The sequence below is a fragment of the Arthrobacter sp. NPDC055138 genome (genome assembly GCF_053607305.1).
Genome location: NZ_JBSGTH010000001.1, coordinates 620767 through 633620, shown reverse-complemented (window position 1 = coordinate 633620; position 12854 = coordinate 620767). Strand labels below are relative to the sequence as shown.

Sequence of the window (12854 nt, the reverse complement as noted above, 5' to 3'; positions counted from 1 at the left end):
CCACACCCCGATGAGCAGCCCGGCAGTATCCGATCAGCACAAGGACCTCATGGACCGCAGGTACGATTCCGGCGTCGCCGACATCAACCACCTGATTGACGAACTGCGCGAGCAGAAGCCGGGCACCGAGGTCCCGTACGTGGACCCGATCCACAACGCCGACGAATGCCGGATTGTGTCGCTGTACTCCAACATCGGGCAGGCATCGGACACTGGCTTCATCTGGCCCGGCGATCAGGAAGCAACCACCCGAATGCTTGGGCTGCAGTGGCAACTGGGCCTGCGCCCGGAATACGTCATGCCTTGGAATGTGCACCCGTGGTTCGTCCCGGGCGAGGCCAACGGCAAGCTGACGCCGAACCAGATCAGCGCCGGACTCAAGCCCCTGCTGCGGATGCTGGCGCTGGTGCCGCGGGCATCCGTGCTGGTGGCTCACGGAACCGAAGCCCAGCGGCTCGCCGCGCTGCTGCTGAAGACGGAGAACCCGCTGCTCTGGCGGCGCGGCTTTAAGACTTTCAAGGTCCGGGCGCTCAGCGGCCGGGCGTTCGCCGGTTCTCCGACCCGCCAGCAGGAATGGCTGGACGTCATGCATGAGGCCTACGCGGATGGGATGGCGCGCACCGGATTGGGCCGCCCGGGCAAGTAGCACGCCGGCGCCCCGACACTAGCGCCCGCAACGCCCAACCCTCCCCGGCTCCCCGGCTCCCCGGGGACACCTTCCTCCTTGTGACCCCGCGGCTTCGAGCCGTAGCGATTTCGCCACCCCGCCGTTAGCCTGAGCTGGATGGGAGGAGCGCCAATGCCCTTGTGGATGACCGCGTTTGCTTTCGGGTTGCTCGGCGGGGCCGCGCTGGTGATTGGCTGTGCCGTCGCCTGGAAGTGGACCCTTCCCGCCAAGGTCGTCTCCACCATCATGGCTTTCGGCGCCGGCGTCCTGATCTCGGCTCTCGCCTTCGAGCTGGTCGATGAAGCGGTGAACACCGGCGGAATCGGCGCTACCATCATCGGTTTCCTCGTCGGCGCCGGCCTTTTTGTGGGCGCCAACGCGCTGCTGGCCAGGAACGGCGCGAAACATCGCAAGCGGTCGGGCGATCAGCAGCCTACCGAGGGCCAGAATCCGGGCAGCGGCACGGCGATCGCCGTGGGTGCCCTGCTGGATGGAATCCCGGAATCCTTGGTGCTCGGCCTGGGCTTGGTCGGCGGAGGAACCGTCAGCCCGGCGATGCTGGGGGCGGTCTTTATTTCCAATGTCCCCGAAGGGCTCTCCAGCACGGCGGGGATGAAGAAAGCTGGGCGCAGCGCCCGCTATGTCTTTGGCGTGTGGAGCGGAATTGCCGTTCTGTCCGGCATCAGCGCGCTGGTCGGCTACGTTGCGCTCCAGGACGCCCGGCCGGAGACCGTGGCCTTCATTAACGCGCTGGCTGCCGGTGCGATTCTTGCCATGATCGCCGACACCATGATCCCCGAAGCCTTCGAAAAGCATCACCTCCTCACCGGCTTCACCGCGGCGCTGGGCTTTGCCACTGCATTGGTCCTCGAGGGCCTATGACCGCGCCAGCCAACCCGATCCGGCCATGAAGGCCACCATGCCGGCCCGCAAGGCGGAGGAGAGGTCGGGCGTCCTGACCGTCATCATTGCCTTCTGCGCCAACGCGCTGGTGGCGGTGGCAAAGTCCGTCGCGGCGGCCCTGACCGGGTCGGCGTCGATGACGGCGGAGGCAGCGCACTCGTGGGCGGATACCGGGAACCAAGTCTTCTTATTGATTGCCGAGCGCCGGTCGAACAAGCCGCGGGATGCACGCCACCCGCTCGGCTACGGGCGCGAAGCCTACGTCTGGTCGATGTTCGCCGCCTTCGGTTTGTTCACCGCCGGGGCGGTGGTCTCGGTGTGGCACGGCATCCAGGTTTTGGCCAATCCCGAGCCGGCCAGCGACTTCATCGTGGCCTACGTGGTGTTGGCGCTGGCGTTCGTGCTGGAAGGAATTTCCTTTGCCCAAGCACTGCGTCAAGCCCGGAAAGGAGCCAGACGCTACCGGCGCCACACGTTGGAGTATGTTGTCGTCAGTTCCAATCCCACGTTGCGGGCGGTGTTCGCCGAAGACTTTGCGGCCCTGATCGGCATTGCCATAGCCGCGTCGGGCGTCGCCCTGCATCAAATCACCGGGTCCCCCGTTCCCGATGCCATCGGCTCCATCCTGGTGGGTCTGCTGCTGGGCACCATAGCGGTGGTGCTGATCGACCGTAACCGCAAGTTCCTGGTCGGTGAACCCGCAACCGGCGAGGCGCGCTCCGCCGTCGTCAATTTGCTGTTGCAGAACCCGGACGTGGACCGGGTGACCTACCTGCACATGGAATTCGTCGGGCCCTCCCGGCTGTACGTGGTGGCAGCGGTAGACATGGCCGGCGACCTGCCCGAGCACGATGTGGCGGTGTCGCTGCGCCGGGTGGAACGCACCCTCGAGGAACACGACCTGATCGAAGAAGCCGTCCTGACCCTGGCGACACCGGGCGAACAGCCACTGCTGGGAGATTGAAGCGACCCAATAACCGCTCGTGCCCCGCCCACGACGGATCTATACTGTGGGAACGCCCCGCGACAGGGCCTCAAACCGGGGTCCGCCGGCCGGGGCAACTGGAGAATCCGGTGCGTTGGTCGCTTGAACATACGGTCCCGGCCGTTGTGCCGAGGCCGACTCCCCCGCCGCCGCTCCGCCACCCGCTGAGCCGCTGGCTGGTGAAGGAAAAGGTCCCGCCGGTGGGTCGCGAAAGCGTTCCGGGAACCGCGTCCTACCCCTGGTGGAAGGTCGTATGCCTAACCGGCGTCGACTATTTTTCGACCCTCTCCTACCTTCCCGGCATCGCCCTGATCGCCGTCGGGCCGCTGTCGCCGCTGGCCACGCTGCTGATCGTGGCGCTCACCCTGCTGGGCATGCTCCCGCTCTACCGTCGGGTGGCCGCCGAGAGCCCTTACGGCCAGGGTTCGGTGGCCATGCTTGACCGGCTGTTGCCGTTCTGGAAGGGCAAGGTGATCATCCTCGTCCTGCTCGGCTTCATCGCCACCTCGTGGATCATCACCATCACGCTTTCCGCCGCCGATGCAACCGTTCACGTGCTCGAAAATCCATACGTCCCCGATTTCCTGCAGGGCGGCGCCGTTCCCGTGACCATCATCCTGCTGCTTGTCCTCGGTGGCATCTTCCTGACAGGCTTCAGCGAGGCGGTGGCCCTAGCCGTACCGCTGGTTTCCGTATTCCTGGTCATGAACACCATCGTGATCGCGGCGGGACTGGCGACGATCGCGCAGGAACCTGGCCTGGTCTCCGATTGGACCCACGCGGTGACGTCCGCGGGCGCAGGCCCTGGCAGTCTGGCCCTGACCCTGCTGCTGGCGTTTCCCCTGCTGGTCCTGGGGCTGTCCGGATTCGAGACGGGCGTGAGCATGATGCCGCTGGTCGCCTGCACCGGCGACACCCGGGCCCAGCGCCTGGCCTCGCGCATCCACAACAGCAGGAAGCTGCTCACCTGCGCGGCAGGAGTGATGAGCGGTTTCCTGCTGGGCAGCAGCTTCGTCACCGCGGTCCTGGTCCCGCCGGCTGCCTACGCCCCCGGCGGCCCCGCCGACGGCAGGGCACTGTCTTATCTGGCGCACGGAATGTTCGGCGAGGGGATCGGGACGTTCTACGACGCGGCAACCATCCTGATCCTGTGGTTCGCCGGAGCCTCGGCCATGGCAGGGCTGATCAACATCGTCCCGCGATACCTGCCCCGATTCGGCATGGCGCCCGAATGGACCCGGGCCATCCGGCCGGTAGTCCTGGTCTACACCGGTGTCAGCATCCTGATCACCCTGGGCTTCCGTGCCGACGTCAATGCCCAGGCCGGGGCCTACGCCACCGGAATCCTGGCCATGATGGTCTCGGCGGCCATCGCGGTGACCTTCACCGTGGCCCGCCGGCAAAAGCGGCGCGCCGCCGCCGGCTATGCCGCGCTGAGCCTGGTGCTGCTGTATGCGCTGCTGGCCAACATCGTGGAAAAGCCGGACGGCATCGCCATCTGCGGACTCTTCGTCCTCGGCATGGTCACGGTCTCGCTGGTCTCCCGGGTTACCCGGACGACGGAACTGCGCACCGAACGAATCGAGTTCGACCAGGCCGCCCGGCGCTTCATCAGTGATTCACTGGACTACGACGGCGCGCTGGACATCATTGCCAAACGCCGCCCCGGCAGCCAGGCCGACTACAGCGCCAAAGAGGCTTCCCAGCGGTACATGAATGCCGTCCCGGGAACGGCGGATGTCTTGTTCCTCGAGATTGACATTGTGGACCCGTCTGCCTTCACCAAGGTGCTGCGCGTCCGCGGCGTCGACGTCGATGGGTACCGGGTGCTGCGGGCGGACAGTCCAGCCGTGCCGAACGCGATCGCGTCCATACTCCTAGCGGTCCGGGACGCGACCGGCGTCCGGCCTCATGCCTATTTCGAATGGTCCGAGGGCAACCCGCTCGGCCACCTCTTCCGCTATCTGCTCTTGGGACAGGGGGACACCGCGCCGGTGGTCCGCGAAATCATCCGCCAGAACGAGCCCGATCCCGCCCGTCGCCCCGGTATCCATGTGGGCTGATAGCACCCCGGGGCGCTGGCGGCGCCATTGCGGTCCGAAAGGTCGGCGGTTAGATTACTGGCATGTCTCATGAACCAGGAATGGGGGCGCCTGGAGCTCAGGGAACCGGGGATTTGTCCGGAGAACCGGAACGTCCCGCGCCGCCGCGCCCGCCCCTGTCCGACCACACCCCGGCACCCATCAAAGAGATCCTCACGCTGCCGCCTGCAGTCAAGAGGGTCCGCTTCCTGTGGATCCTGAGTTTCGCGTCCGGGCTGATCGCGGGGATCTTCGCGTTCTTCGCCCGGGATGCCATCTTGGAACACGTGCGCGGCCTCATCGACGGCTTGGAACGGGGCGACGACCAGGAGACGGTGGAGGCCCTCGCGGTAGTGGTTTTTTGGGGAACGTTGGGCATGCTGGCGCTGGTCATCCTGATCGAGGCAGTGCTGCTGCTTGTCCTGCTGCGCCGGCATGGGAAAGTGCGCTTTGTGCTGCTGGCCATGTTGTTTGTCCAAGGAGTGGTGACGCTGGTGGCCGATGCATTCCTGGCGGCCCCCGGCGATCAAGAGCTCGGCATCAGAGTCCTGCTGGTGCTACAGCTGGCCCTAGCCGGCGCGGCGGTAGTCGCCAGCGTCCTGCACGGGGCCAGCCAATGGTTCCGAGCCGAGAACCAGACGCGCGGCCGCCCGGCCACTTGAGGCTGGCTGCATGCCGGCCAGCAGTTCCTCGCAGCTTCGGACCACCGTTTGGCAGGCTTCGGCGACGGCCCGGCCGCGCAGCGGATCAGCGGCTACCGCGTGCCAACGCCGCAGGCACGCCAGGGCGTGTTCGCGCAGCCTCTCGTCGGATGTGTCCCGAGGCAGCCCCAGCCGTTCATGGGCAGCAATCCCGTCGCCGCCGATCACGCGTTCGGCTTCGGCGGCCAACGGCGGTTCCAGCGGCAGCCCCGTGGTGCGCGCCAGGGCCAGCAGCCGCAGTTCGCGGAAGGCGTGGGCGCCGGCAAGCAGCCGTTCCAGGGTCGCCGCGACGGCGTCCGTGCCCGGACGCGGATGGTCCTTCAGCAGCCTCTCGATGCCGATCAGGGCGGTGCGGGCTTTCAGCTGTCCGGCGCGGGCCTGGAACTGCCCGGTGATCACGGCCAGCAGCTCGTTCAGCCCACTTCGGCGGGCCAGCTCGTGGGCCAGCACGGTCGGATCCGAGATGCCGCCGCGGAGCAGCGCGGCTGCCATCCTGACCCCGAAGACCCCGAACCGGTCCAGCAAGTCCGCACGCGCCTCCGGCGTCGCTGTCAGCGGGCCTCCGGGGCGGACGAACCGGTCGGCGGACAGCAGAAGGCGCTCCCGCTCCCGCCTGTCCAGGGCTGCCAGTTCGGTGAGGATGGAGAACTCCGCCTGCCTCAGGCTGCGGGCCGTTTGCGCCAGCAGGCCGGCGATCGGGACCACCCCCAGCGCCAGCGAGCGCAAGGCGCCATCGCGGCGGTAGCGCGCGGCTATCTCCTGGGCGGAGAGCAGGGCATCGATCCGGCCGGCACCCACCTCGTCCGCGCGGGACAGCACCGCCAGCGCGTTCACGGTGCCGCTCTGTCCGGCCGCGGTGTCCCGGAACGACTCCAAAAAGCCCAGGTCCGATGCGTGGAGGTGCCGCAGCAGGTAGATGATGGCGTCAGCTTCCGAGGGCGCGTCGGTGGGCACCAGGAACTCGGTGGAGCGGGCCGACACGTCCTGCGAGAGCGAGGCGATGCCTGGCGTGTCGATCAGCGTGATGCCCCGTAGGGTCCTCGACGGCCAGTCCACTACCAGCCGGGCGACGTCGGCGGCCTCGGTCCCGCCGAGCTCGAAGACCAGCCGGCCGTCCGTTCGCCTGATCGGCACGTTCCGTGGCGGTCCAACCCGCGGGTACAGGGTGATCCGCGGAGTGTCGCTGTGGCGATACCAGGTGACTACCCTGGTGCACTCCCCCGTGTCCGTCGGCGCGATCTCCTCCCCAATGATGGCGTTGAGCAGCGTCGATTTGCCGGCCTTCACCATGCCGGCGATGGCCACCCGCAAGGGCTCGTCGAGCCGGCGCGCGTAGTCCTCCAACACCTGGCGCACGGCCGGATCGTCGCGGTAGGCGTCAATCGCCTCCCGGACCAGTCCGCGGGCCGCTTCCAGATCCGCCCCCGCGGCCGCTCCGTTCATGCCTGTGCCGCCAACTGGGGCGCCGGATCCAGCGCCAAGGCCTGTTTGCGCAGCGATTCCACCAGGGCGAGCGACGCCTTGATCTCGCGGATCCGCAGGTCGCGTTCCTGGTTGAAATGGCTCGCTGCCTTTTGTGCGGCCAGTACCGAATCGGCGAGCGAGCGGTGGTGCTCTTCGGCCAGCGCGGTGAAATGATCGCGAGTGGCCCGCTGGACCATCCGCAGCCGGTCCTTGAGCTGCTTGCCCACCTGGAACACCACCTCGTCAACCTGCTTGCGGACCAATGCCTTGGCTTCCTGCTGGCGCCGCTTCAGCCGGGCTTCCTTGTCTTCCCGGTACGCCTTGCCGCCGAGCAGCAGGCCGGCGCCGACCGAGATCGGGTTGATCAAGGCGAAGCCCATAATTCCGGTCAACAGGCCGAACATCAGCACTCCGCCGTAGGAGCCGCGCATGCCGATCAGGATTTTCTGGACCGGCCCCATCCGGCCGGGATCCAGTTCCGGGATCCCCTCCACCGGATCCAGCACGTTCTCCGTGGAGTCCACTTGCAGCAACGGCAGGGTCACCTCGTCCCGGTTGAAGTGCTCGGCGACGTTTTCCGCCAGCCACAGCGACCGTTCGTTCGTCCACACAAAGGTGTCCGATACGGCCGAAGCGACCCGCTGCTCCAGCCAGTGCACGAACTGGTCCCACTGCGGCCCGGGATCGCCTGCATCGATGGCCTGCTCCGCGTCCCGCATAATGCTGCGCAGCCGGTCGCGCAGGTCATGTTCCATGTCCGAGATGAGATCGCTCATGCCGTCGTTGAGCGTGACCTGCCAGCGGGAAGAACGACGGCGGAGCTCATCTGCGCGTTCCTTGGCCGCTTCCAGTTCGGCGAGCATTTCCGGCGTGCCGTCCGGATTTTCCAGCGCGCTTAGTTCGGACTTCAGCGAGAGCCGCAAATGGTCGGTCGCCGAGACCAAGTCCTGCGCCACCGACCGCCGCTGGAGCCGCTCGCTCTGGGCCAGGATGTTGTTCCGCAGGTAGGCCACCAGTTCCGGAAAGCCTGATTCGGCGTTCAGTTCGCTATCGCGCAGGGCGGCGGCCTGCAGGCGCAGTTCCGAGGAGAGCGGGATCAGCGTCATGTCCGCCCCGATCCGCTGCAGATGGTCCCGATCAAGATCCGCCACCTTCCGCCACTGCGGATACAGGTCGGTCTTGGACAGGACACCGGCCACATTTGGGCAGATCCGCTGGGCCTGCCGGAGAAACCGAAGTTCTGGTTCGGTGAACTCCTGCGAGGCATCGGAGACCAGCAGCATGGCGTCCGCCGTCGGCAGCGCGGTCAGCGTGGTCAGGGAGTGCGCCGAGTCCAGTCCGCCGACGCCCGGGGAGTCCACCAGTGCCAGCCCGCCGTCCAGTACCTTGCGCGGCAGCAAGACCTCTGCGGCTGCCAATCGGCGCTCATTGCCCGGGTTTCCCCGTTCCGAAACGTACTGGGCGAGCTCTTCGAGAGCGATCGGGCGACGTTCCAGTTCGCCTTCCCCGTCCGCGGTTTCGCTGCCGTCCTTCGGCACCAGGATCACGGCCGAGGCTGGATCCCCTTGCTTCACCACGGTAGGCACGGAGGTGGCGACGTCGTCGTCGATAGGACAGACCGGCGCATGGACCAGTGCGTTGATCAGCTGGCTCTTGCCCTGCTTGAATTCGCCGACGACGATCACCCTGGTCGTCGGGTCCTTCAGCCGCTTGCGGGTTTGTTCAAGGCGCCGCTGCAAGTCCGCGCGTTCGCCCTTCTTGGCCAGTTCCAGGCCCTGATCCACCAGCTTGACGAGCTCGGCCACCGTATCCCCTCCTGTTTTCCGGCCCTAGCCGGACCGTGACGCTGTCCAGCAGGAGGTCCCCCGGCCCCCTGCTGGACAGCTGATCTGTCGCGATTCAGTTGTCAGATCGGTTACTCGACCGCAACATCTGCGTCGACGACGTCGTTATCGGTCAGCAGATCGTTGTTGTCGTTGTCCGCGATGATCACCGAGTCGTTGACCGACTCGTCGATCCCGGTGAACTCCAACTCGTTGTCGATCGCGTTGCCGACGTTACCGATGGCGTTGTCGTCGTTGTCGATCGCATTGCCGTCGTTGCCGACCACGTTGCCAATGGCGTCGTTGTCGATCGCATTGCCGTCGTTGCCGATCACGTTGCCGTTGCCGACGTTGTCCAAGGAGTTGTCGTTGCCGACGTTGTCCAAGGCGTTGCCGTTGCCGTCGTTATCGATCGCATTGCCGTCATTGCCGACAACGTTGCCGTTGCCGTCGATCCCGTCATTGTCCTGCGATGCGTCGACGTCGATGTCCCCGGTCGTGACGTCGATCCCATCGTTGTCCTGCGAGGCATCGATGTCACCGACTGTAAGGTCGTTGTCCTCATTGCCAACGTTGTTCAGGTCAATGTCCTTGGAGTTGTCGTTGAAGGAGTCCTCGACCTCGACGTCCAGGTCCACATCGGTGTTGTAGGAGTCCGTGATGGAGTTATCGACGGAGTTATCCTCATTGCCGATCGCGATGCCGCCGCCGACGTCGCCCGTCGTCAGGTTGATCGAGTGGTTGTTCTCGTCGCCGGTGGAATTATCCACATCGCCGCCGGCCGCGTTCGAGTCGTCGCCCGACGCCACCACTGCGTCGTTGTCGAACCACTGATTGACGTCGCCGTTGGCCCAGATGTTCTGGTTCACGGACTGGTCGGTGATGGTGTCCCGATCGTCTACGACGGAGGTGTAAGAGTAGTTGTTGACGATGTGCGTCAACTGCTGCACCGCATGGTCATGGTCGTCATCGCCATGGTCGCCGCGGCCCCCACCGCCGTGGCCATGTTCATCGTCGTCGTCCCGGCCCCGTCCACCACGGTCGTCATCGTCGTCGTCCCGGCCCCGTCCACCGCGGTCGTCATCGTCGTCGTCCCGGCCCCGTCCACCGCGGTCGTCATCGTCGTCGTCCCGGCCCCGTCCGTGCCCATGGTCGTCATCGTCGTCGTCACGTCCGTTGCCCCAGCCGCTGTTGTCGCTGGACCAATCGCCGGAGTTGCCACCGTGGTTGTCACCGGTGTTGTACTCGCGGTCGAAGGACGACCCGGAGCCGACCGGGGCGTAGTCCAGGATGACCGGCATGATCGCGTCAACATCATCCGAGCACACGTTGGACAGGCCGGCGCTGGCCAGGGCTGCGTCCGGGTCTGCGTTGAATTCGTCGGCAGCGCGCGGATCCCGGAGCAGGTTCATGATGAATTCGAGAAGTGAGCTTGCAAGCGTAGGCATTATGTTGATTCCCCAATCTAGGTCCTACTGGATGTGGCCAAAACTATGGATGGTGGCCCGCCGAGCTAGGTTGCTTGGCTTGATTCAAAGCTACGGTCGGAGTGCTGCTGCCGGCATCGGGGCTTCCTCCCCCGCTCCCCGGCCCCCGGAGGGGGATTGCGGCTTCCAGGGGCTAGGTAGGCTGCGGCCAAGCCCCGGTACGGAGCGGAACTACGGGCCTTGGGAGCCGTCTTCACCCAGGGCAAGCCGCAGTTGGGTCAACAGCTCGGAGCGGTTTGATGCCCCCAACCGCCGGCGGATCCGGGCGATGTGATGTTCGGCGGTCCGCGGCGAAATGAAAATCGCGGCGCCGATCTCCCGGTAGGTCTTGCCCTCCAGAACCAACCGGGCCACTTCGCGCTCCCGCTCGCTCAAGGCTGTGCTCTCCGGGGCGGATGCTCTTGGTGTGGTCACGGTCAGCTGCGGCTCGGACTCAGCGGCGGTGGACTGGGCTAAATGGGTAGCCTCGGTTGTGCCTCGCGTCCCCGGGTGCAGGTCCCGGGCGCAGGCCAAGAGGCGGCTCATGTCTTTGCGCTCTTCGGCGTGTGCTGCCGCATGTCCGGCCAGCCGGGCCCCGTCCCAAGTCAGGCCGACGGCTGCGAGCGCGCGGGCGGATTCCTCGACGGCCCGCGGTTCGATCCTGCCCGCGAGAACGGATATCCAGGACCGGCCGGCTGCCGCAAGCACAGCGGCAAGGTGATACTTTCCGGACGCGCGCACCAATGCGGAGGCATGGGGTGCCAGCTCGGTAGGTTTCTCCGCCAGAATCGCGGCCTGGACGGCGTACCAGCGCAGCGGAGTGGACCACAAAGCAGGTTCGTCCAGCTTTTCCAACAGCGCCCATGCGTCGGCCAAATGCGGCCGAAGCCGTTCGGAATCGCGCAAGCGTGCGGCGGCCACCGCCAGTTCACCCAACGGCAACAGGTTATAGAGATCGACGGCGACGTGCAGCAGCCGTCCGCGCGCCCGTTCCCAGGCACGCACCAAGCCAGCCATGTCGTCGGTCCGTCGGGCCAGGCCCACGTGCAAGGCGTCCAGCAACAATTCGTCCCGCGGTGTGGGACAGGTTCCGCCGGAGGTCGCCTCCGCTATTGCAGCCCCGGCGTTGTCCGGATGGTCCTGCAGCATGGCAACCCACGCGCGCAGGAGCAGCAACCGGAGCCGCCCTGCCGGCCCGCCCTGGCCTCCGCGCAGCGCATCGTCGAGCACCGATTCGGCCACCGAAAGCTCCCCGCTGTGCAGTGCCACCAGTGCGGCAAGTGCCGCGGGGCTGTCGGGCAGCGGGATCGAGGTGCCGGAGGCAGTCAGCATGTCGGAAGCACGGACCAGGGCTGGAAGTGCGCGCTCGGTGTGTTCGCCAACGGACTCAGCCACGCCTTGTCCCATGAGTGAAAGGGCCACGTTGGTCAGCGTTGGTGATTCTTCCAGCCGGTCGGCGGCGAGCAGGCTCCGGGCAGCGTCGCGATCACCGGTGCCGATCATCACGACGGCGGCGAGAGCCTTGGAGGCATCCCCGGCCGGCGCGCCAACCCAGCGGTAGACCTGGGCACTCCGCGCCAGCATGCCCCGCTGGGCCCACAACGACGCTGCCACGTCCGCACCCCGGTGCTTGTCCGGTGCCTCGGGCTGCGACAGGAGAGGGTCCACCAGCCGACCGGCGCCGTCAAGGTCTCCGGTGGCCAAGGCCGCCTGGGCACGGCGCGCCGCCGTCGACGCCCCCGGTGCACCGGCAGCGGTCGCTTCCTCGTAGAGCGTTGCGGCCAAGTGCGGCTCCGTTGCCAGAGCACTATCGCCGGCCGATTGGAGGGTGCTGGCCACCCGCGGATCTTGGAGTCCGCTTTGGGCAAGACCACGGGCCACGTCAGTGGGATCCGGGGTCTCGCCGGTAGACAGGAGGTCGGCCAAGGCATGCTGGGCCGTCCGCACGTGATGCATCGGGGTGGTCTGAAGCAGGACGCTGCGCATCAGCGGGGGAAGGGTTCCCTCCGGCAGGATCAAACCCGCCGCCACCGCCTGAGTCATTAGAGGGTCGATGCCGCCCTCCGTCTGCTCAACCTCGGCCGGCAGCGGCCCGGCTGGGTCGAAACCGACAGCCAGCGCCAGCAGCAGTTCGTGAAGGTCCGGTGCCAACCGTTCCAGTTCATGGCCCACCTGATCGACTAGCCCGCCGAACTCCAGCAGATCTTGCGGCAGCGTGCGGCCCCTATCGCCCATCGCTTCCAGAGCATGATGGACCAACCACGGCATACCGGCCGTGAGCTCGAAGATCCGGTCAATGACGGAACCAGGAAGCGGTTCCCCCTGGGTGGCGGAAGTGTGGGCGGCGACCTCGTCCCGGGTCCACGGTCCCAGCAGGATCGGCCGGCGGTGGGTCTCAAGGGTTGTCGTCAGCCGTTTCAACGCTGGCAGCTGGGGCCACATGCGATACGCGACGACGACGTTGACCGGCTGCCCGTCGACCAGCCGCTGGATGCGTTCCAGTTCGGGGTCGTTCCATTGGTGTGCATCGTCGATCAGCACGGTGCTGCCCTCGTCCACTGCCCCCTGCTGCAGGACTTGCCTCCCCGTACTCACGGGGATTCCTGCCTCGCTGTAGACAGCCGCCAGGTTCTCCAGCAGGGTGCTCTTGCCTGAGCCGCCCGGTCCTGACACGCTGGCCAGCAATTGCGACCCAGGATCTGTCGAGGCCTCGGTCAACAATTGCGCGGCCTTCCGGTTGACCAGCCGCATCCTAGCGGCCACG

At 66.6% G+C, this 12854-nt stretch carries 9 protein-coding genes; 5 read left to right on the top strand and 4 right to left on the bottom strand.

Features of this window, described 5'->3' with window-relative positions:
* The first annotated feature begins 10 nt into the window (after window positions 1-10).
* The 5 genes from ACWF5H_RS03045 (at window position 11) to ACWF5H_RS03025 (ending at window position 5298) form a co-directional block, all read left to right on the top strand.
* On the top strand, window positions 11-646 hold the full coding sequence (locus ACWF5H_RS03045; protein WP_364651995.1) for a uracil-DNA glycosylase family protein: 636 nt from the start codon (window positions 11-13) through the stop codon (window positions 644-646).
* A 153-nt stretch (window positions 647-799) separates the two neighbouring features.
* Window positions 800-1549 (top strand): ZIP family metal transporter, encoded by a 750-nt coding sequence (locus tag ACWF5H_RS03040; protein ID WP_452034756.1) that lies wholly within the window; start codon window positions 800-802, stop codon window positions 1547-1549.
* A 25-nt stretch (window positions 1550-1574) separates the two neighbouring features.
* Window positions 1575-2534 carry a cation diffusion facilitator family transporter gene (locus ACWF5H_RS03035; RefSeq protein ID WP_452034755.1) on the top strand — a complete coding sequence of 320 codons (960 nt, stop codon included), beginning with the start codon at window positions 1575-1577 and terminating at the stop codon, window positions 2532-2534.
* A 221-nt stretch (window positions 2535-2755) separates the two neighbouring features.
* Window positions 2756-4618 carry an amino acid transporter gene (locus ACWF5H_RS03030; protein ID WP_452034754.1) on the top strand — a complete coding sequence of 621 codons (1863 nt, stop codon included), beginning with the start codon at window positions 2756-2758 and terminating at the stop codon, window positions 4616-4618.
* 62 nt (window positions 4619-4680) lie between these two features.
* On the top strand, window positions 4681-5298 hold the full coding sequence (locus tag ACWF5H_RS03025; RefSeq protein ID WP_452034753.1) for a hypothetical protein: 618 nt from the start codon (window positions 4681-4683) through the stop codon (window positions 5296-5298).
* Here ACWF5H_RS03025 and ACWF5H_RS03020 read toward each other — a convergent pair.
* The 4 genes from ACWF5H_RS03020 to ACWF5H_RS03005 form a co-directional block, all read right to left on the bottom strand.
* A complete protein-coding gene (locus tag ACWF5H_RS03020; protein ID WP_452034752.1) occupies window positions 5206-6780 on the bottom strand; it encodes a dynamin family protein in 1575 nt (524 codons plus the stop codon). The genes ACWF5H_RS03025 and ACWF5H_RS03020 overlap by 93 nt on opposite strands.
* Window positions 6777-8606: a dynamin family protein gene (locus ACWF5H_RS03015; protein ID WP_452034751.1), complete on the bottom strand. Its 1830-nt coding sequence runs from the start codon at window positions 8604-8606 to the stop codon at window positions 6777-6779. The genes ACWF5H_RS03020 and ACWF5H_RS03015 overlap by 4 nt, the downstream gene beginning before the upstream one ends.
* Before the next feature lie 110 nt (window positions 8607-8716).
* Window positions 8717-10072 (bottom strand): IniB N-terminal domain-containing protein, encoded by a 1356-nt coding sequence (locus ACWF5H_RS03010; protein ID WP_452034750.1) that lies wholly within the window; start codon window positions 10070-10072, stop codon window positions 8717-8719.
* A gap of 210 nt (window positions 10073-10282) precedes the next feature.
* Complete coding sequence (locus tag ACWF5H_RS03005) at window positions 10283-12853, bottom strand: LuxR C-terminal-related transcriptional regulator (protein ID WP_452034749.1); 2571 nt, start codon at window positions 12851-12853, stop codon at window positions 10283-10285.
* Window position 12854 lies beyond the last annotated feature (1 nt).